We start from the raw sequence: 19,661 nt of genomic DNA on the forward strand, positions 1-19,661 counted from the left end.
CGGTTTTCGGTACGGTGTGTCCTCGGGGGATTCAAGTGATCATCAAGACGCGGTTCCACGGCCCGGACGGCTCGGGCAACGGCGGTTACGTGGCCGGGCTGCTGGCCGCGCACGTCGACGCCGACACCGTGACGGTGTCGCTGCGCAAGCCGCCGCCGCTGGAGAGCGACCTGCGCGTCTCCCCCGCCGACGACCGCTGGCTCGGCGCGTGGCTGTGGGACGGCGAGGACCTGGTCGCCGAGGCGCTCGCGGGCGCGATCGTGGTGCCGCCGGTCCCGCCCGTCGCGCACGCGGCGGCGCTGGCGGCGTCGTGCGGCTTCCCGCCGGGCGGGCGGCACCCCTTCCCGCGCTGCTTCGTGTGCGGCCCCGAGCGCGAGCCCGGCGACGGGCTGCGGATCGCCCCCGGCCCGGTCGGCGAGGGCACCGTCGCCGCGCCGTGGACGCCCGCCGCCGAGCCCGGGCCCGAGCTGGTCTGGGCGGCGCTGGACTGCCCGGGCGCCTGGTCGTTCGACCTGTCGGACCGCACCGCCGTGCTCGGCACGATGACCGCGCAGGTGCTCGGCCTGCCCGAGGCGGGCGAGGACTGCGTGGTGATGGGGCTGGCGCGCAGCCGCGAGGGCCGCAAGATGCACGCCGCGACCGCGCTGTACGGGGCGGACGGGCGGCTCCTCGGCCGGGCCGAGCAGATCTGGATCGAGGTCGACCCGGCCCTGTTCGGGTAGGCGCGCCCGCGGGGCCGCCGGGCGCCGCCGGGCGGCGGACGCCCCTGCCGGTCACCGCCGAGTGGCGGTAAATGTGTCGCCCGACATCATATGGATCGGTAACGTCGCGTTGAATCTGAGTACCCGTGACCAACGGAGGTCGGGTCAGATGAGCGGCAACGGGTTCCTCGTGCTCTGCGTGGCCGGGCTCGCGGCGTACATGGGCATGTCGTGGGAGCGCGCCCGCCGCGCCCTGTTCGATGTGCGCACCGGACGCAGGCGGGTCGACGGCCTGAGGCAGGCGGCGAACCGGGAACGGTTCCACGCCTACCTGATCGTCATCGCCTCGGTGGCGGCGATCTTCATGATCGCCAGGTACCGGTGACGCTCAGGGCCCGGTGAACAGCGGGTCCTCGCGGTCACCGGCGCCGTTGACGCGCCCGCCGTCGACCGGCCGGTCGCCGCCCGGCAGGGCGTGGCCGCCGGTGGGCGACGGCGGCACGCCGAGGGGCTGCCCGCCGAGCGGCCGGTCCCCGAGGGGGGGCAGGCCGAGGGAGGGCAGGCCCTGCGGCGGCGACTGCCCGGGCGGGGCCGGCGTCGGCGCCGGCAGCGGCATGACGGGCGGCGCGGCGGTCGGCGCCGGCGTCTGCCCCATCGGGGGCGCGCCCGAGCCGGGCATCCGCCCGCCGGGCGGCAGGCCCGACGACAGCGTGCTGTGGGTGAACTGGTCGACCTGGCGGCGGGCCCGGTCGGCCTCGGCGCGCGCGGCGTCGCGCTCCTCGGCGAGCGCGGTCAGCGCGGCCTGCTGCTCGGCCACCGACTGCGTCAGCTGGCGCAGCTGGACGACCTGGTCGGCGAGCTTGGCCGACAGGTCGTCGCGCTCGCCGGCGGCGGCCTTGGCCTGGGCCAGGGCGGCGTCGCGGTCGCGGACCGCGTCCTCGGCCCGGGTGACGGCCCGCGCCGCCTCGGCCTCGGCCTCGGCGCGGGCGCGCTGCGCGGCGGTGCGCTCGGCCTCGGCCTTGCTGGCGGCCTGCATGGCGCGCTGCCGCTGCGCCTCGGTGTCGCGCATGGCGTTGCGCAGGTCCTCGGCGCCCTGGCGGGCGACCGCCGCCTCGACGCGGTGGGACTCCACCGCGCCCTCGGTCTCGGCGACCCGGGCGTGCAGGGTGACCAGCTCGGCGCGGGCGCCCTCCAGCGCGGCCAGCAGCTCGGTCTCGCGGGCGGCGATGCGCTCGCGCTCGCTCTCGGCGGCCAGCTTGGCGGCCATGGCCTGCTGGGCGATCTGGTGGGCCTCCTCCCACGCCTGCTGCGCGGCGTCGCGCTTGGCGGTGGCGAGTTTGGCCTCCTCGCGGGCCCGGGCGGTCTCCTTCTCGGCGGCGTCCGCGCGCTGGCGGGCGGAGGCGGCCTCGTGTCGGGCCTCCTCGGCCTGCCGCTGGGAGGCGTCGCGCTCGCTCTGCGCGACGGCGAGCTCGCGGGCGGCCTCGGCGCGCACCTCGGCGACCCGGCGCTCCACGCCGGCCACGCTGAGCTCGGCGGTGAGGGAGTCGGCGAGCAGGTCGGCGGCCTTCTCCAGCCGCTCCACCATGTCCCAGGTGGCGGCGACCTGGCCGGTGAGGCCGGGCGCCTCGCGGCCGCGCTCGCGGCGCTCGCGCGCCTCGCGGGCGCAGGCGCCGTCGTTGTCCTGGCAGTAGCGGATGGCGCGGACGGCCCCGCGGGCCTGCGGCACCGGGCGCCCGCAGTTGGCGCACGGCCAGACCGTGACGGGGTCCCCGACGCGGGCCACCGCGGCGTCGCCGCGCCTGCCCTCGGGAACCGGCGTTCCGGGGGTCCCGGCCCTCTCCCGGAGGCCGTTATTGTCGCGCTCATCGCTGTTCGGCATGGGATGCACTTTACGGGCTGGTAGCTGGGACTGCAGTGATTTGGGGGCCTGACGAGGCGCCTCTCTTCACGGTCCGTGTTCCGAACCGGGGTCATTTCCCCCTGTGACCAGCGCGCAGTGACGCTCTGTACTCGTACCAGCGCTCGGTCATCGCCAGCAGCTCGCGCTCCATGAAGGCGAAGAACTCCGCCGACTCGGCCAGCCGGCGGCCCGCCGGGGTGTCCGGGCCGACCGCCCGCGCCCCCTCCAGCAGGCTGTTCTCCAGCACCCGGACCGTCCGGTCGCGGCCGACGATCACGTCCTGCCAGACGTCGTCGCGGACCCGGAAGACGTCGCGCCGGGTGCCGGGCTCGCGCTCGCGGACCACCATGTGCAACTGCGTCAGGTTCCGCACCGCGCCCGAGATGGCCGCCGGGCTGACCTGCAGCACCTCGGCGAGCTCGGCCGCGGTCAGCGCGCCGGAGTCGGCGGCCATGAGGGCGGCGAAGACGCGCGCGGGCATCCGCTGCCATCCCGCGTCGGTCATCTGGAGCGCGAAGCGCTCCACGAAGCGCTGGACGGCCTCCCGGTCCGGGCCCGACGTGGCCGGCCCGGTGGTGGACGGCTCCGTCACGCGCATCATCTCCCCTGGTCGTGCGGTGGCCGCAGTATATCCAACCTTCAATCGATTCAGTTTCTTCACACATTCGTGAAATTACTGTACCTTCTGAATCATGAACACGGCACTCAGCGTGTCCGGCCTGGTCAAGGACTTCGGCCGCACCCGCGCGCTCGACGGCCTCGATCTCACCGTCTCCACCGGGGAGGTGCACGGCTTCCTCGGCCCGAACGGGGCCGGGAAGTCCACCACGATCCGCGTCCTGCTCGGCCTGCTGCGGGCCGACGGCGGCTCGGCCGAGCTGCTCGGCGGCGACCCCTGGCGCGACGCCACCGCCCTGCACCGCCGCCTCGCCTACGTCCCCGGCGACGTCACCCTCTGGCCCAACCTGACCGGCGGCCAGGTCATCGACCTGCTCGGCCGGCTGCGCGGCGGCCTGGTCCCGCGCCGCCGGGACGAGCTGCTGGAGCGCTTCGAGCTCGACCCGCGCAAGAAGGGCCGCGCCTACTCCAAGGGCAACCGGCAGAAGGTCGCCCTCGTCGCCGCCTTCGCCTCCGACGCCGAGCTGCTGATCCTGGACGAGCCCACCTCCGGCCTGGACCCGCTGATGGAGGAGGTCTTCCAGGACTGCGTCCGCGAGGAGCGGCGCGGCGGCCGCACCGTGCTGCTGTCCAGCCACATCCTCAGCGAGGTCGAGGCCCTCTGCGACCGCGTCACCATCATCCGCAAGGGCCGCACGGTCGAGAGCGGCACCCTGGCCGGCCTGCGGCACCTCGCCCGCACCTCGATCGAGGCCGAGCTGGCGGCGCCGCCGGACGGCCTCCAGGCGCTGCCGGGCGTGCACGACGTCCGGGTGACCGGCACCAAGGTCGAACTGGAGGTGGACAACGCCGACCTGGACGCGGTGCTACGCCGGCTCACCGAGATCGGCGTGCGCGGCCTGGTCAGCCGGCCACCCACACTGGAGCAGCTGTTCCTGCGGCACTACGAGGGCGACCTCGCGGGCGCCGGAAAGGTCGAGCGATGACCGCCGCGTTCACCGGCACGGGAACCCTGGTGCGGCTCGCGCTGCGCCGGGACCGCGTCATGCTGCCCTCCTGGATCGCGATCGTCGTGCTGATGGCCTCCTCGTCGGCCTCGGCGACCGCCGGCCTCTACCCCACCACGGCGTCCCGGGTGGAACTCGCCACGGCCAACAACGGCACCCCGTCCCTGGTCGCCCTGTACGGCCGCGTCTACGACCCCGGCTCCCTCGGCGCGGTGTCGCTGCTGAAGATGACCGTGTTCGGCGCGGTCGCGGCCGCGATCATGTCGATCCTGATCATGGTCCGGCACACCCGCGGCGACGAGGAGACCGGGCGGCTGGAGCTGGTCGGCGCCACCGCGATCGGCCGCCGCGCCCCGCTCACCGCGGCGCTGCTGGTGACGGCGGGCGCCGACCTGGCGCTCGGCGCGCTCGCCGCGCTCGGCCTGGCGGGCGCCGGGCTGCCGGTGGCCGGCTCGCTCGTCGCGGGCCTCGCCTGGGCCACGGCCGGCCTGGCCTTCGGCGCGCTCGCCGCGGTGGTCGCGCAGCTCACCGAGAGCGCCCGCAGCGCGATCGGGCTGTCCTCGGCGGTGCTCGGCGCGGCCTACCTGCTGCGCGCGGTCGGCGATTCCTCGGACGGCGCCCGCCGGCTGTCGTGGCTCTCCCCGATCGGCTGGAGCCAGCAGACCCGCCCCTACGCCGGGGACCGCTGGTGGGCGGCGCTGATCACGCTGGCGTTCACCGCCGCCGTGACCGCCGCCGCCTACGCCCTCGTCGCGCGCCGCGACCTCGGCGCGGGCCTGCTGCCGGACCGCCCCGGCCCGGCGACGGCGTCGGCCGCGCTGCGCGGTCCGGTCACGCTCGCCTGGCGGCTGCAGCGGACCGCCGTGCTGGCCTGGACGCTGGCGTTCCTGGTGGTGGGGCTGCTGGTCGGCGGCATCGCGGGCAACGTCGGCGACATGGTGGACAGCGACCAGGCACGGGAGTTCATCACCAAGCTCGGCGGCCAGAGGGCGCTCACCGACGCCTTCCTCGCCACCGAGGTCGCCTTCCTCGCGCTCGGCGCGTCGGTCTTCGGCATCCAGTCCGCGTTGCGGCCGCGAGGTGAGGAGACCGCGCAGCGGGCCGAGATGGTGCTGGCCACCGCCGCCGGCCGGGTCCGCTGGGTCGCCGCGCACCTCACCGTCGCCCTCGCCGGCACCGCGCTGCTGATGGCCGCCGCCGGGCTCGGCGCCGGCCTCGGGTACGCCGGGCAGGCCGGCGACGCGCACCAGGTCGGCCGGGTGCTCGGCGCCGCGCTCGCGCAGATCCCGGCCGTGTGGGTGGTCACCGGCATCGTCACCGCCCTGTTCGGCCTGCTGCCGCGGCTGACCGCGCTCGGCTGGGCCGCGCTGGCGGCGTTCCTGCTGCTCGGCGAGTTCGGGACGCTGTTCGGGCTGCCCCAGGCCGTCCGGGACGTGTCGCCGTTCACGCACGTCCCGCATCTGCCGGGCGGGCAGGCGTCCGCGGCCCCGCTGCTGTGGCTGCTGCTCGTCGCGGCGGCGCTGACGGCGGCCGGCCTCTACGCCTTCCGCCGCCGCGACCTCGCCCCCTGAGCCGGCGGCTCAGGGGGTGAGCTGGGCCATGGCCTTGCGGATGCGCTTGTCGGAGACCGGATAGCGGGTGCCGAGCTGCTGGGCGAACAGGCTGACGCGCAGTTCCTCCAGCATCCACCGGATCTGCCGGACGGGCTCGTCGCCCCGGCGGGCCGGCGGCAGCCGCCGCAGCGTCTGCTCGTACTCCTGCTGGAGGACCTCGACCTGGTGGCTCAGCTGCCGGTCCCGGCCGGGGTTCTCCGGCAGCTTGTCCAGCCGGGCCTGCAGCGCCTTGAGGTAGCGCAGCACGTCGGGCAGGCGCCCCCGGCCCGTCGCGGTGACGAACCCGGCGTGGACCAGCTCGCCCTGCTGCCGCCGGATGTCGGTGAGCGCGGACACCAGGGTGAGGCTGGTGGTGCCGCGCAGCCGGCGGTCCAGCTCGTGCGAGGCCGCCAGGATCCGCTCGACCTGCGCCACGATCTCCGCCGTCGCGTCGTGCAGCCCGGCCCGGACGTGGTCGTACAGGCGGGTGAAGGCGGCCTGGTCCCAGGCCGGCCCGCCGGCCTCGGCGATCAGCCCGTCGGCGGCGGCCGTCACGCAGTCCTCGAACAACGCGGCGACCGACCCGTGCGGGTTGTGGCTGAGCGCGAGCTTGCCCTGGTTGGTCAGCCGCCCCTGGACCAGCTTCACCGGGGACGGCGCGTTCAGCAGGATCAGCCGCCGCGTCCCGCGCCACATGGCGCGGCGCTGCTCCGCCTCGGTCTCGTACATGCGCACTGCGACGCTGTCGCCCTCGTCGGTGAGCGCCGGATAGGCCTTGACCTGGTACCCGGCCTGCCGGCGCTCGTAGGTGCGCGGCAGCTCGCCGATCGTCCACGCGCGCAGCCCGGCCTTCTCCACGCCCTCGGCGGACGCGGCCTTGGCGAGGGTGCCGCGGACCTTCGGGGCGAGTTCGCGTTTCAGCGCGTCCAGGTCGGTGCCCTCGGCGACGGTCCTGCGGCGCTCGTCGACGATGCGGAACGTCATCCGCAGGTGCGGGCCGAGCCGCGACAGGTCCCAGGCCTCCCGCGCGATCGGCACGCCGGTCATCGCGGTCAGCTCCCGCTCCAGCGCGTCCAGCAGCGGCTCGGTGCGCGGCGCGACGCGCTCCAGCACCCGGCGGGCGTAGTCGGGCGCGGGCACGAAGTTGACCCGCAGCTGCTTGGGCAGCGAGCGGATCAGCTCGGTGACCAGCTCGGCGCGCAGGCCCGGCACCTGCCACTCGAAGCCGTCCGGCTTCACCTGGTTCAGCACCTGGACCGGGATGTGCACGGTGACGCCGTCGGCGTCGGCGCCCGGCTCGAACTGGTAGGTGAGGCGCAGCCGGAGCGGGCCCTGCTGCCAGGCGTCGGGGTAGTCGGCCTCGCGGACCTCGCCGGCGGCCCGGTTCATGAGCATCGACTTCTCGAAGCTCAGCCGGTCCGGCTCGGTGTGGCGGGCCTTCTTCCACCAGGCGTCGAAGTGCCGGCCCGACACCACGTCCTCGGGGACGCGCTCGTTGTAGAAGTCGAACAGGGTCTCGTCGTCGACGAGGATGTCGCGGCGCCGGGCGCGGTGCTCCAGCTCCTCGACCTCGTCCAGCAGCGCCCGGTTCTCCTTGAAGAACTTGTGGTGGGTCTCCCAGTCGCCCTCGACGAGGGCGTGCCTGATGAACAGCTCGCGCGACAGTTCAGGATCGATGCGGCCGTAGTTGACCGGCCGCTGCGCCACGATCGGCACCCCGTACAGGGTGACCTTCTCGTAGGCCATGACGGCGGCCTGCTTCTTGGACCAGTGCGGCTCGCTGTAGGTGCGCTTGACCAGGTGCCCGGCCAGCGGCTCGATCCACTCCGGCTCGATCTTGGCGTTGACGCGGGCCCACAGCCGCGACGTCTCGACCAGCTCGGCCGACATGATCCAGCGCGGCGGCTTCTTGAACAGCGCGGAGCCGGGGAAGACGGCGAACTTGGCGTTGCGGGCGCCGATGTACTCCTTGCCTCCCCGGCGCTTGTCTCCTTCGTCCTTCTTCTCGATGTCCATCAGGCCGATGTGCGACAGCAACCCGGCCAGCACGGAGACGTGGATGCGCTCGGGCGGGGCGGGGACGTCGTTGAGGGTGACGCCGAGGGACTTGGCGACCTGCTTGAGCTGCCCGTGCAGGTCCTGCCACTCGCGGATGCGCAGGTAGTGCAGGAACTCGTTCTTGCACATGCGGCGGAACTGGCTGCCCGACAGCTCCTTCTGCTGGTCGCGCAGGTAGTTCCACAGGTTCAGGTAGGCCAGGAAGTCCGAGGTCGGGTCGGCGAAGCGGCGGTGCCGCTCGTCGGCGGCCTGCTGGTGCTCGGCGGGGCGCTCGCGCGGGTCCTGGATGGACAGCGCCGACGCGATGACCAGCACCTCGCGGACGCAGCCGTTGCGGTCGGCCTCCAGCACCATCCGGGCGAGGCGCGGGTCGACGGGCAGCTGGGCGAGGCGGCGGCCGGACTCGGTGAGCCGCTTGCGCGGGTCCTGCTCCTGCGGGTCGATCGCGCCGAGCTCGTGCAGCAGGTCCATGCCCGCCTTGACGTTGCGGCGGTCCGGCGGCTCCACGAAGGGGAACGCGGCGATGTCGCCGAGGCCGAGCGCGGTCATCTGCAGGATGACCGAGGCGAGGTTGGTCCGCAGGATCTCGGGGTCGGTGAACTCCGGCCGGGACTCGAAGTCCTCCTCGGAGTACAGCCGGATGCAGATGCCCTCCGACACGCGGCCGCAGCGGCCCTTGCGCTGGTTGGCCGACGCCTGCGAGATCGCCTCGATCGGCAGCCGCTGCACCTTCAGCCGGTGGCTGTAGCGGGAGATGCGGGCGGTGCCGGGGTCGACGACGTACTTGATGCCGGGGACGGTCAGCGACGTCTCGGCGACGTTGGTGGACAGCACGATGCGGCGGCCGCGGTGCGACTGGAACACCCGGTGCTGCTCGGCCGCCGACAACCGCGCGTACAGCGGCAGCACCTCGGTCGCCGGGCCGCGTTTGCCCTGGAAGTGCTTGTTCAGCGCGTCGGCGGTGTCGCGGATCTCGCGCTCGCCGCTGAGGAAGACCAGCACGTCGCCGGGCGCCTCCAGCGCCAGCTCGTCCACCGCGTCGATGATCGCCTGGATCTGGTCGCGGTCGGCGTCGGCGCCCGGGTCGCCCGCGTCGCCGATGGGCCGGTAGCGGACCTCCACCGGGTAGGTGCGGCCGGACACCTCCACGATGGGGGCGTCGCCGAAGTGCCGGGAGAACCGCTCGGGGTCGATCGTCGCCGAGGTGATGATCACCTTCAGGTCGGGCCGGCGCGGCAGGATCTCCTTGACGTACCCGAGCAGGAAGTCGATGTTGAGGCTGCGCTCGTGCGCCTCGTCGATGATCAGCGTGTCGTAGCGGCGCAGCAGCCGGTCGGTCTGGATCTCGGCCAGCAGGATGCCGTCGGTCATCAGCTTGACCAGGGTGTCGTCGCCGGACCGGTCGGTGAAGCGGACCTTGTAGCCGACCGCCTCGCCGAGCTCGGTGCCGAGCTCCTCGGCGATCCGGTCGGCGACGGTGCGGGCGGCCAGCCGGCGCGGCTGGGTGTGCCCGATCGAGCCGAGCACGCCGCGGCCGAGCTCCAGGCAGATCTTGGGCAGCTGGGTGGTCTTGCCCGACCCGGTCTCGCCCGCGACGATCACCACCTGGTGGTCGCGGATGGCGGCCGCGATGTCGTCGCGCTTCTGGCTGACCGGCAGCTCGGCGGGGTAGGTGATCTCGGGCACGGCGGCGCGCCGGCGGGCGACCCGCCGTTCGGCGGCCGCCACGTCGGCGGCGAGCTGGGCGGTGACGCCCTCGCGGCGGGCGGCGTCGCGCATCTTCTGCGTCCCGTCGATGCGGCGGCGCAGGCGGTGCCGGTCGACGGGCATCAGCTCGGGCAGGCGCGCGCGCAGGTCGGCGAGCGGCGATCTCACAGGCGTCCTCATAACCGTCGTTCAGGATAGGTCGCGGGCGCCCGGCGCGGCGAACGCTTTTCCGGCGACCACTCGTCCAACATCGCACGTGGCCCGGCCATTCCGGGCCGGCCGCCCCGGTGGCCGCACGTGGCAATCACCGCCGGGCCCCTGCCCTCGCGCGCGTGGATCGTTCATTATGGGCCACCATGGAGACACCCAGCGCCGCGGGACGCTACCGGATCGACCGGCTCCTCGGCTCCGGCGCCTTCGCCACGGTGTGGCTCGGCCACGACGAGGAGCTGGCGTCCCCGGTGGCGATCAAGATCCTGGCCGAGCACTGGGCGCAGCACACCGACGTGCGCGAGCGGTTCGTGCAGGAGGCGCGGCTGCTGCGGCGGGTCGACTCGCACCGGCTGGTGCAGGTGTTCGACATCGGGGAGCTGGCCGACGGCCGCCCCTACTTCGTCATGACCTACGCCGACCAGGGCACGCTGGAGGACCTGCTGGCGATCGCGCCGCTGCCGCCGAACGAGGCGCTGCGGCTGGCGCAGGAGGTGTGCCGGGGGCTGCAGGAGCTGCACGGGCAGGGCATCGTGCACCGCGACCTGAAGCCGTCCAACGTGTTGATCCGCACCGTCGCGGCGGACGAGGAGCGGGTGATGATCTCCGACCTCGGCATCGCCCGCAGCGGGGACCGGCTGTCCAGCCTCACCCTGCCGGCCGGCTCGCCCGGCTACATGGCGCCCGAGCAGGCCATGATCGACGGGGCGCCGGACCACCGCGCCGACATCTACGGTCTCGGCGCGCTCACCTACCACCTGCTCACCGGCGAGCCGCCCGGCGAGACCCGGCGGCCGCCGAGCCTGCTGCAGCCCGCGGTCACGCCGCCGATCGACGCGGTGGTGCTGCGCGCGCTGGAGCCCGACCGGGACCGCCGCTGGCCCACCGCGGCGGCCTTCGGGCAGGCGCTGGCGCGCACCACCGGCAGGATCGACACCGATCCGCTGCCCGTCCCCCGGCCGGTCCCGCCGCGGCGGCGGCGCGGGCGGCGGCCGGGCCGCGCGGCGCTGCTCACCGCCGCCGGGATGGCGGCCGCCGCGCTCGGCGGCGGCGGGGCGGTGCTGGCGTTCGACGGCGACCACGCGGCCGACGCGCGCTCCACCGCGATCCGCCCGGCCGGCGATCCCGACACCGGGATCGGCGACCCGAACGGCCGCTGGCTGCGCACCGACCGCGACATCCCGCCCCGCTACCGGCGGCTGATCGTGCGCGCGGGTACCTGGTGCCGGCTGCGCGGCCTCAGCCCGGCGCTGATCGCGGCGATGCTGAAGGCCGAGAGCGGCTTCGACGCGGACCTGTCGGACCCGGGCCGGGACGAGTACGGCATCGCCCGCTGGACGCCGAGCGTCCTCGTGCAGTGGCAGCCGGGCGGCGCGTCCGTCCCCGAGCCGCGGCCCGCCGACATCACGCCGGAGGTGTCGATCCCGGCGCTCGGCCGGTACCTGTGCTACTGGGGCCGCGGCGTGCGGGACGTGCCCGGCGATCCGGCGCTGAACCTGGCGGCGGTGTACCGGACCTCGGCGGCGAAGGTGCTGCAGTCGCGCGGCGTCCCGGCCGGGTACCGGGCCTACGCCGACGAGGTCGGCCGCCATCTGCGGGACTACCGGCCGCGCTGAGGCCGGGCGGGCGCGACGGCGTCGTGCGGGGCGCGCGGGACCAGGCGCAGCGCGAGGACGGGGCAGACGGCGACGGCGCGGCGGGCGTCGGCCTCCAAGCGGGCCGGGATCGGGTCCTCGGGCAGCACCGGGTAGTGGTACTCGTCCATCCGGATCAGGCTCGGCAGGACGTCGGCGCACAGGCCGTGCCCGTCGCAGCGGCTCCAGTCGACCTCCATCCGCAGCTGGGCCTCGGTCTCGGCGGGCAGCACGCCGAGGACGGGCCGCCCGCAGCCGCCGCCGGACACGTGCCGCGCCACGTCGTCGGCGAACACCTCCAGCGACGAGCGCACGAACCGGATCGTCCCATCGGGGTGGTGGCAGGCGCCGCGGCCGGCGACCAGCCGCGACGCGCGCTGGACGACCTCCAGCGCGCCCGCGCCGTCGCGCCCGGCGGCGAGCGCGGCGAGCGCGCCGGCGATGTCGGGCAGGCCGAGGCGGCAGGGCCCGCACTGCCCGGCGGACTCGGCGGCCAGGTAGCGGGCCACCTGGGCGCACTCGCCGAGCGGGCAGGTGCCGCGGCCGAGCGGCATGATGATCCCGGCGCCGAGGGTGGCGCCGAACGCGGCCAGGCCGGCCCGCGACACCTGGGCGCGGGTGGCGCCGTCGCCGCTCAGCCAGGCGCCGTGGTAGCCGCCGACCAGCACGCCCTCCCCGGCCCGGCTGCCGCACAGGTCGAGCAGGTGCGCCAGCGGCGCGCCCGCCGGGGTCTCCACCACGGCCGGGAAGCGGGCCGAGCCGGTCACCGTCAGCAGCACGGTGCCGGGCTCGCCGGGCAGCCCCACCTTGCCGTAGCGCTCGGGGCCGAGCCCGGCGAGCACCGCGAGCTGGGCGTAGGTCTCGGCGTTGGACAGCAGCGTCGGCAGCCCGCCGACGCCCCGGGTCGCGGCGCGCACCTTGCGGCCGGGCGGGATCGGGCGGCGGCCGTCGATGCCGCGCACCAGGGCGCCGCCCTCGCCGGTGATGAACCGCTCGGGCAGCCGGGCGACGCGGGCGCGGGCGCCGAGGCCGCGTTCGGCGATCGCCCGCTCCATCGAGTCGGCGGCGCCGGGATCGGTGACGCCGATGATCACCTCGCGGGCGCCGAGCGCGGTCGCGGCGAGCGCCGCGCCGTCCAGGACCAGGTGCGGGGCGCGGCAGAGCAGCACCTTGTCCTTGGCGCTGCCCGGCTCGCCCTCGGTGCCGTTGACCACCACGACGGTGCGCTTGCGGCGGCGGACCGCACTGGCCGCGACCGCGCGCAGCTTGCGGGCGAACGGGAACGCGGCGCCGCCGCGCCCGTGCAGGTGCCCGGCCTCGGCGAGCGCGGCGAGCTGCTCGACGGTGTAGGGCTCGAGGCCCGGGTGCAGCCGCCGGTGCTCGTCCCAGTCCAGCCGCCGGGTGCCCTCCATGCCGAGGGTGAGCCGGGGCGGGCCGACCTGCCGGACCGCGATCGGCGTCACCGGGACCTCCGCGCCCGCAGCGCCAGCACCGGGCGGGCGGCCAGCGCGAGCGCCACGCCCGCCACGCAGAGCAGGTAGCCGGCGACCACCCAGGCGGCCGGGTGCCGGCCCGCGGTCAGCCCGTGCACGATCGCCAGCGGCCAGGCGACGTAGGCGGTCAGGTGCAGGGCCCGCCACAGCCAGGGCCGCCCGGTGACGGCGAAGCGGCCGCGCACCATCCCGGTCGCGACGGCCAGGACCATCAGGTAGGACGCCGCGGTGCCGGTCCCGAAGTCCATCATCCGGGCGAGCGACATCGGCACGAACGCCTGCAGGACGCCGATGCGGTGGTGGCCGAGCTGGCAGGCCAGGTGCACCAGCAGCATCGCGATCGACACGAACGCCAGCACCCGGTGCACCAGCTGGGCGCGCACCCGGTGCGCGGGCGACAGCAGCGTGCGGTCGGTGGCCAGCAGCCCGATCATCACCGCCACCGACAGCGTGACCAGCGCGAACACGCCCGCGAAGAAGTCCAGGAAGGCGTCGGCGGTGTGCAGCGGCGGCATCATCCAGCCGGCCGAGATGGCGACGCCGAGCAGCAGCCCGGCGGCGGCGAGCGCGACGCAGCCCGCGATCACGGCGGGGCGGGGCGGCCGCCGGAGGGCACGGCGGCGCCCGGGGCGGGGGTGGGCGGTGCCCACCCCGAAACCCGCCGTCAGCTCGTGCCGGAGGCGGTCTTCACGGTCAGGAGTCACCATTCCCGTCAGCACCGGCCTCTCGGATCGTCCATCGCGAACCCTGTGGCCATTACGACGCGCCCGTGCCCTGGTGTGTTCGCGGACACCCGCCTTCCCGCGGAAGGAGTCCGTGTTCCCCCGGCCCGGCCGCCGACCGGACCGTGTGTCGATGATGTGCACACAGCGGGTCAGGGGGCAAGGCCCCCCGACCGGCTTTTACCCTGGCCGGAACCGGCGGTGCGCGCTCAGCCCGCGCCGTAGACGGGCTCGGGGGCGAGCGCCTGGGCGAGCAGGTCCTTGACGGCCGCGCCGACCTCGGCGGGGTCCCAGCGGGCGCCCCTGTCGGTGGCCGGGCCGTGCCGGAAGGCGTCCATGACGCAGATCCGGCCGCCCTCGGCCTCGAAGATCCGGCCGGTGACGCCCCGGGACTCCGCCGAGCCGAGCCAGACGACCAGCGGCGAGACGTTCCCGGGCGCCATCGCGTCGAACTCGCCCGCGCCGGGCGCGGCCATCGTCTGGGCGAAGACCTCCTCGGTCATGCGGGTGCGGGCGGCGGGGGCGATCGCGTTGACCGTCACCCCGTACCGGCCGAGCTCGGCGGCGGCGACGAGGGTGAGCCCGACGATGCCGGCCTTGGCGGCGGAGTAGTTGCCCTGGCCGACGCTGCCGAGCAGCCCGGCGCCGGAGGAGGTGTTGACGACGCGGGCGTCCACCGGCCGCCCGGCCTTGGCCTCGGCGCGCCAGTGCCGGCCGGCGTGCTTGAGCGGCAGGAAGTGGCCCTTCAGGTGGACCCGCACGACCGCGTCCCACTCGTCCTCGGCCAGGTTGACCAGCATCCGGTCGCGCAGGAAGCCGGCGTTGTTGACCAGCACGTCCAGCCGGCCGAAGTGCTCCACGGCGGTGGCGATCAGCCCCGTCGCCCCCGCCTCGTCGGCGACGTCGTGGCGGCTGGCCACCGCCTGCCCGCCGAGCGCGCGGATCTCCTCGGCCACCTCTTCGGCGGGGCCGCCGGAGGCCGCGCCGGTGCCGTCGCGGGCGACGCCGAGGTCGTTGACGACGACGCGGGCGCCCTGGCGGGCGAATTCGAGCGCGTGGGCGCGGCCGAGGCCGCGGCCGGCCCCGGTGACGACGACGACCCGGTCCTGGCAGATCATTTCTCAGCCCTCTCGGTTGGCGGTGGCGGCGTCCAGGAAGGCGGGGCGCTCTCCCCCGCCGTGCAGCAGCAGCGACGAGCCGGTCACGTAGGACGCGCGGTCGGAGGCGAGGAACACGCACGCCTCGCCCACGTCGTAGGGGTCGGCGAGGCGGCCGAGGGGGACGGTCCGCTCGACCGCCGCGATCCCGGCCTCGTCGCCGTAGTGCAGGTGGGCCTGCTCGGTGCGGACCATGCCGAGGGTGATCGCGTTGACCCGCACCCGGGGCGCCCACTCGACGGCGAGCGAGGCGGTGAGGCTCTCCAGGCCCGCCTTGGCGGCGCCGTAGGCGGCGGTGCCGGGCGACGGGCGGACCGCGCTGACGCTGCTGATCATGATGATCGCGCCGCCCGCCGGGCCCATCCGCGCGGCGGCGGCCCGCGCCATGATCAGCGGCGCGGCCAGGTTCAGCTCGATGATCTTCAGATGGGTGCGCAGGTCGCCGTCGGCGACCGGCAGGAACGGGGCGCCGCCGGCGTTGTTGACCAGCACGTCCAGCCGGTCCAGGCCGCCCATGAACGCCTGCACCGCGCCCGGGTCGCGCACGTCCAGCGAGGCGAACGACGCGGTGCGCCCGCCCGCCTCGGGCAGGCGCTCCGGAGCGCGGCGGGCCACGGCGACCACGTCGGCGCCGGCCTCCAGCAGGGCGCGGCTGATGCCCGCGCCGACCCCGCGCACCCCGCCGGTGACCACGGCCGTGCGCCCGCTCAGATCCAGCGCCAGCATCGGGACCCCTTCCGTGCGGTCTGCTACGTTCAGTTCTAACAAATGTTTGGTGGAAAGGTAGCGCATGGGAGTCTCCACCACGACCCACCCCGGCGGGGTCGCCGAGATCGTCGTCGACGCGCCGCCGGTCAACGCCCTGACCGTGCGAGGCTGGTTCGACCTGGCCGAGGCCGTCCTGGCGGCGGGCCGCGACCCGGGAGTGGGCGCCGTCGTGCTGCGCGCCGAGGGCCGCGGCTTCAACGCCGGCGTCGACATCAAGGAGATGCAGAGCACCGACGGCCACGCCGCGCTGGTCGGCGCCAACCGCGGCTGCTACGCCGCGTTCGCCGCCGTCTACGACTGCGAGGTCCCGGTCGTCGCCGCCGTGCACGGCTTCTGCCTCGGCGGCGGCGTCGGCCTCGCCGGCAACGCCGACATCGTCGTGGCCGCGCAGGACGCCTACTTCGGCCTGCCCGAGGTGGACCGGGGCGCCCTCGGCGCCGCCACCCACCTGGCCCGGCTCGTCCCGCAGCACCTGATGCGGGCGATGGTGTACACCTGCCGCAACGTCACCGCGGACGAGCTGCACCGGCACGGCTCGGTGCTGGAGGTCGTGCCCGCCGAACGGCTGCGCGACGCGGCCATGGCGGTCGCCGAGAGCATCGCCGCCAAGGACCGGTACGTGATCCGGCGGGCCAAGGAGTCGCTGAACGGCATCGACCCGGTGGACGTCAAGCGCAGCTACCGCTTCGAGCAGGGCCTCACCTTCGAGCTCAACCTGGTCGGCGCCGGTGACGAGCACCGCGACGCCTTCGTCGCCAAGGGGGCCGCGCGATGAGCAAGGTCATGACGGCCGAGCAGGTCGCCGCCTCCCTGGAGGACGGCATGACGGTCGGGATCGGCGGCTGGGGCTCGCGGCGCAAGCCGATGGCGCTCGTCCGCGCGATCTGCCGGTCCCCGCTCACCGATCTCACCGTCGTCTCCTACGGCGGCCCCGACGTCGGGCTGCTCTGCGCGGCGGGCAAGGTGCGCAGGCTGGTCGCGCCGTTCGTCACGCTCGACTCGGTCCCGCTGGAGCCGCACTTCCGCGCGGCCCGGCAGCGCGGCGACATCGAGTTCACCGAGTACGACGAGGGCATGTTCATGTTCGGGCTGTACGCGGCGGCGCACCGGCTGCCGTTCCTGCCCACCCCGGCGGGGCTCGGCTCGGACGTGCTGAAGGTCAACCCGGAGCTGCGCACCGTCCGCTCCCCCTATGAGGGCGGCGAGGAGCTGATCGCCGTCCCGGCCCTCACGATGGACGCGGCGCTGGTGCACATGAACCGCGCCGACGCGCGCGGCAACGCCCAGTACCTCGGCCCCGACCCCTACATGGACGACCTGTTCGCCAAGGCCGCGGACCGGACGTACGTGTCGTGCGAGCGCCTGGTCGACACCGCCGATCTGCTCAAGGAGGGCCCGGTCCAGTCGCTGCTGATCAGCCGGGCGCAGGTCGCGGGCGTCGTGGAGACGCCGGGCGGCGCGCACTTCACCGACTGCGTTCCCGACCACGGCCGCGACGAGGCGTTCCAGAAGCTCTATGTGAAGGCGGCGGGCGACCCGGACGCCTGGGCGGCGTTCCGCGACCGGTTCCTGGCGGGCGACGAGGCCGCCTACCAGGACGCCGTCCGGGCCTGGCGAGAGGAGGAGGGCCGATGACGGGCACCACGGGCACCACCACGGCGACGCGGGCGGAGGTCTGCGCGGTCGCGTGCGCCGAGGCGTTCCGCGGCGACGGCGAGATCGTGGCGGCGGCCGTCGCCGGGCTCGTGCCGATGCTCGGGTCGCGGCTCGCCCGGATGACGTTCGAGCCCGGCCTGCTGACCACCGACGGCGGCCCGCACCTGACCGCCGAGGCCGTCCCGCTCGGCGCCCCCGCCGGGGACGTCGAGGGCTGGCTGCCGTTCCGCGACCACCTCTGGCTGGTGCTGAACGGGCGGCGGCACGTGGTGATGGGCGCGAGCCAGATGGACCGGTTCGGCAACGCCAACATCTCCTGCATCGGCGACTGGGCCCGGCCGAAGTCGCAGCTGCTCGGGGTGCGCGGCGCGCCCGGCAACACCCGCCTGAACACCACCAGCTACTGGATTCCCAAGCACTCCCCCCGGGTGTTCACCGAGACGGTCGACTTCGTCAGCGGCATCGGCCACGACCGGGGGGCGCACGAGATCCGCGTCGTCGTGACGAACCTCGCCGTGCTCGACTTCGCCACGCCGGACCGCGCGATGCGGCTGCGCTCGGTGCACCCCGGCGTGACCGTGGACGACGTCGCCGCCGCCACCGGCTTCGGGCTGGCGGTCCCAGATGACGTGCCCGAGACCCGCGCGCCGTCCGCCGAGGAGCTGCGGATCATGCGCGAGGTGCTGGACCCCAAGGGCCTGCGCGAGCGCGAGGTGCCCGCATGAGCGGGCAGGTCCTGGACACCCCGCTGACCCGGCTCACCGGCGTCCGGCACCCGGTCGTGCAGACCGGCATGGGCTGGGTCGCCGGCCCGCGCCTGGTGTCGGCGGTGGCGAACGCCGGCGGCCTCGGGATCCTCGCCTCGGCGACGATGACGCTCGATCAGCTCGCCCACGCGATCCACGAGGTCAAGGACCGCACCGGGGCCCCGTTCGGCGTCAACCTGCGGGCCGACGCCGCCGACGCGGGCGACCGCATCGGCCTGCTGATCAAGGAGGGGGTGCGGGTCGCCTCGTTCGCCCTCGCGCCGAAGCAGGAGCTGATCGGCCGGCTGAAGGACGCGGGCGTGGTGGTGATCCCCTCGGTCGGCGCCCGCCGGCACGCCGAGAAGGTCGCCGCCTGGGGCGCCGACGCGGTGCTGGTGCAGGGCGGCGAGGGCGGCGGCCACACCGGCCCCGTCGCGACCACGCTGCTGCTGCCGCAGGTGGTGGACGCCGTCGGCATCCCGGTGATCGCGGCGGGCGGCTTCTTCGACGGCCGGGGCCTCGCCGCCGCCCTCTGCTACGGCGCGGCGGGCGTGGCGATGGGCACCCGGTTCCTGCTGACGTCCGACAGCTCGGTGCCCGACGCGGTCAAGCAGGTCTACCTCGGCACCGCCGAGACCGTCGTCACCCGGCAGGTGGACGGCATGCCGCACCGGGTGCTGCGCAGCGACCTGGTCGACGTGCTGGAGCGCTCGGGCCGGATCGGCGGCCTCGCCCGCGCCCTGCGCAACGCCGCCGCGTTCAAGAAGGTCTCCGGGATGTCCTGGCGCGCGATGGTCTCCGACGGGCGGGCCATGAGGCACGGCAGGGACCTGTCGTGGTCGCAGGTGCTGATGGCCGCCAACACCCCGATGCTGCTGAAGGCCGCGATGGTCGACGGCCGTCCCGACCTCGGGGTGATGGCCTCCGGCCAGGTCGTCTCGGTGATCGACGACCTGCCGTCCTGCGCCGGGCTGATCGAGCGGATCGTGGCGCAGGCCGCCGAGGTCATCGCCGCCCGGCAGTCCTGCCTCGCGGGGTCATGACGGGCCGAGCCCGCGCAGCAGCGCGGCGAGGCCGCGCTCGAAGACCCGGTCGTCGCCGACCGACCGGGCCTCGCGCGCGGTCTCGGCCATCAGCGGGAACTCCTGCGGTGACAGTGCCGCGATGGCGTCGGTGCCCCGCCCCGCCAGCGGGCCGAGGCGCTCCAGCTGGACGGCCCCGATGATCTGGGCCGTCAGGGTGCGCAGCGCGACCACCCGCGCCGCGCCGGTGACGCCCGCGCCGGCCAGGATCTCCAGGACCCCCTCCGACCAGCGCAGCAGCCCCGGCGAGCTGTGCCGGTGGATCATGGTGAGCGGCACGGCCTCCGGGTGGGCGCCGATCGCGGCCCGCACCCGCCGCGCCATCTCCGCGACGCGCTCCTGCCAGGTCCCGGCGGCCGGCGGCACGGGGTCGACCCCGGCGAACACCAGCTCGACGATCAGACCCTCCAGCTCGTGCCGGTCCTGCACGTAGCGGTACAGGGCCATCGTGCTGGTGCCGAGGCGCTTGGCGACCGCGCGCATGGACAGCGCGGCGAGGCCGTCGTCGTCGACGACGGCGAGGGCGGCGGCGGCGATCTGGGACTGGGTGAGCGAACGCGGTCGTGGCATCAGGGTTGACAGCGTACGGCATACGCCTACGATCTTAAGC

At 75.1% G+C, this 19,661-nt stretch carries 17 protein-coding genes; 9 read left to right on the forward strand and 8 right to left on the reverse strand.

The genetic code is table 11. The annotated features are described in order from the left end of the window. The first annotated feature begins 35 nt into the window (after positions 1-35). Positions 36-722, forward strand: a complete 687-nt coding sequence (locus ACRB68_RS00325; RefSeq protein WP_328593556.1) for a hypothetical protein — start codon at positions 36-38, stop codon at positions 720-722. Positions 723-870: 148 nt separating this feature from the next. Further along, positions 871-1,086, forward strand: a complete 216-nt coding sequence (locus tag ACRB68_RS00330) for a hypothetical protein (protein ID WP_153530333.1) — start codon at positions 871-873, stop codon at positions 1,084-1,086. Between the two features lie 3 nt (positions 1,087-1,089). Here ACRB68_RS00330 and ACRB68_RS00335 read toward each other — a convergent pair whose 3' ends face one another. Further along, positions 1,090-2,580 (reverse strand): coiled-coil domain-containing protein, encoded by a 1,491-nt coding sequence (locus tag ACRB68_RS00335; RefSeq protein ID WP_153530334.1) that lies wholly within the window; start codon positions 2,578-2,580, stop codon positions 1,090-1,092. Positions 2,581-2,671: 91 nt separating this feature from the next. Further along, positions 2,672-3,193: a GbsR/MarR family transcriptional regulator gene (locus ACRB68_RS00340; RefSeq protein ID WP_328593557.1), complete on the reverse strand. Its 522-nt coding sequence runs from the start codon at positions 3,191-3,193 to the stop codon at positions 2,672-2,674. A gap of 100 nt (positions 3,194-3,293) precedes the next feature. Here ACRB68_RS00340 and ACRB68_RS00345 point away from each other — a divergent pair, with 100 nt between their 5' ends. Continuing rightward, entirely contained in the window at positions 3,294-4,205 is a 912-nt protein-coding gene (locus tag ACRB68_RS00345; RefSeq protein ID WP_153530336.1) for an ABC transporter ATP-binding protein, read from the forward strand. Continuing rightward, the gene (locus ACRB68_RS00350) at positions 4,202-5,797 is read left to right on the forward strand and encodes an ABC transporter permease (protein WP_153530337.1); all 1,596 of its coding nucleotides are present in this window, start codon (positions 4,202-4,204) and stop codon (positions 5,795-5,797) included. The genes ACRB68_RS00345 and ACRB68_RS00350 overlap by 4 nt, the downstream gene beginning before the upstream one ends. Before the next feature lie 9 nt (positions 5,798-5,806). Here ACRB68_RS00350 and hrpA read toward each other — a convergent pair whose 3' ends face one another. Further along, on the reverse strand, positions 5,807-9,763 hold the full coding sequence (gene hrpA / locus ACRB68_RS00355) for an ATP-dependent RNA helicase HrpA (protein ID WP_153530338.1): 3,957 nt from the start codon (positions 9,761-9,763) through the stop codon (positions 5,807-5,809). 176 nt (positions 9,764-9,939) lie between these two features. Here hrpA and ACRB68_RS00360 point away from each other — a divergent pair, with 176 nt between their 5' ends. After that, positions 9,940-11,409 carry a serine/threonine-protein kinase gene (locus ACRB68_RS00360; RefSeq protein ID WP_153530339.1) on the forward strand — a complete coding sequence of 490 codons (1,470 nt, stop codon included), beginning with the start codon at positions 9,940-9,942 and terminating at the stop codon, positions 11,407-11,409. On the opposite strand, the gene ACRB68_RS00365 is transcribed toward ACRB68_RS00360, so the two are convergent. The 4 genes from ACRB68_RS00365 to ACRB68_RS00380 all read right to left on the reverse strand — a co-directional run bounded on the left by ACRB68_RS00365 (position 11,394) and on the right by ACRB68_RS00380 (position 15,525). Beyond that, positions 11,394-12,890: an NADH-ubiquinone oxidoreductase-F iron-sulfur binding region domain-containing protein gene (locus tag ACRB68_RS00365; RefSeq protein WP_328593558.1), complete on the reverse strand. Its 1,497-nt coding sequence runs from the start codon at positions 12,888-12,890 to the stop codon at positions 11,394-11,396. The two genes, ACRB68_RS00360 and ACRB68_RS00365, sit on opposite strands and share 16 nt — an antisense overlap. Next, the gene (locus tag ACRB68_RS00370; protein ID WP_153530340.1) at positions 12,887-13,627 is read right to left on the reverse strand and encodes a hypothetical protein; all 741 of its coding nucleotides are present in this window, start codon (positions 13,625-13,627) and stop codon (positions 12,887-12,889) included. The genes ACRB68_RS00365 and ACRB68_RS00370 overlap by 4 nt, the downstream gene beginning before the upstream one ends. A 224-nt stretch (positions 13,628-13,851) precedes the next feature. Further along, positions 13,852-14,760: an SDR family oxidoreductase gene (locus tag ACRB68_RS00375; protein ID WP_153530341.1), complete on the reverse strand. Its 909-nt coding sequence runs from the start codon at positions 14,758-14,760 to the stop codon at positions 13,852-13,854. A 3-nt stretch (positions 14,761-14,763) separates the two neighbouring features. Then, positions 14,764-15,525 carry an SDR family oxidoreductase gene (locus ACRB68_RS00380; protein ID WP_153530342.1) on the reverse strand — a complete coding sequence of 254 codons (762 nt, stop codon included), beginning with the start codon at positions 15,523-15,525 and terminating at the stop codon, positions 14,764-14,766. Positions 15,526-15,589: 64 nt separating this feature from the next. Here ACRB68_RS00380 and ACRB68_RS00385 point away from each other — a divergent pair, with 64 nt between their 5' ends. Genes ACRB68_RS00385 through ACRB68_RS00400 form a run of 4 tightly spaced genes read left to right on the forward strand, consistent with a single transcriptional unit; the run spans position 15,590 to position 19,012 of the window. After that, entirely contained in the window at positions 15,590-16,342 is a 753-nt protein-coding gene (locus ACRB68_RS00385; protein ID WP_153530343.1) for an enoyl-CoA hydratase family protein, read from the forward strand. Next, a complete protein-coding gene (locus tag ACRB68_RS00390; protein WP_153530344.1) occupies positions 16,339-17,202 on the forward strand; it encodes a CoA transferase subunit A in 864 nt (287 codons plus the stop codon). The genes ACRB68_RS00385 and ACRB68_RS00390 overlap by 4 nt, the downstream gene beginning before the upstream one ends. Then, on the forward strand, positions 17,199-17,948 hold the full coding sequence (locus ACRB68_RS00395; RefSeq protein WP_153530345.1) for a CoA-transferase subunit beta: 750 nt from the start codon (positions 17,199-17,201) through the stop codon (positions 17,946-17,948). The genes ACRB68_RS00390 and ACRB68_RS00395 overlap by 4 nt, the downstream gene beginning before the upstream one ends. Further along, entirely contained in the window at positions 17,945-19,012 is a 1,068-nt protein-coding gene (locus ACRB68_RS00400; protein WP_153530346.1) for an NAD(P)H-dependent flavin oxidoreductase, read from the forward strand. The genes ACRB68_RS00395 and ACRB68_RS00400 overlap by 4 nt, the downstream gene beginning before the upstream one ends. Here the strand turns inward: ACRB68_RS00400 and ACRB68_RS00405 are convergent. Next, the gene (locus tag ACRB68_RS00405; RefSeq protein WP_153530347.1) at positions 19,007-19,621 is read right to left on the reverse strand and encodes a TetR/AcrR family transcriptional regulator C-terminal domain-containing protein; all 615 of its coding nucleotides are present in this window, start codon (positions 19,619-19,621) and stop codon (positions 19,007-19,009) included. The two genes, ACRB68_RS00400 and ACRB68_RS00405, sit on opposite strands and share 6 nt — an antisense overlap. Positions 19,622-19,661 lie beyond the last annotated feature (40 nt).

The sequence above is a fragment of the Actinomadura macrotermitis genome (genome assembly GCF_009604375.1).
Taxonomy (GTDB): Bacteria; Actinomycetota; Actinomycetes; order Streptosporangiales; family Streptosporangiaceae; genus Spirillospora; species Spirillospora macrotermitis.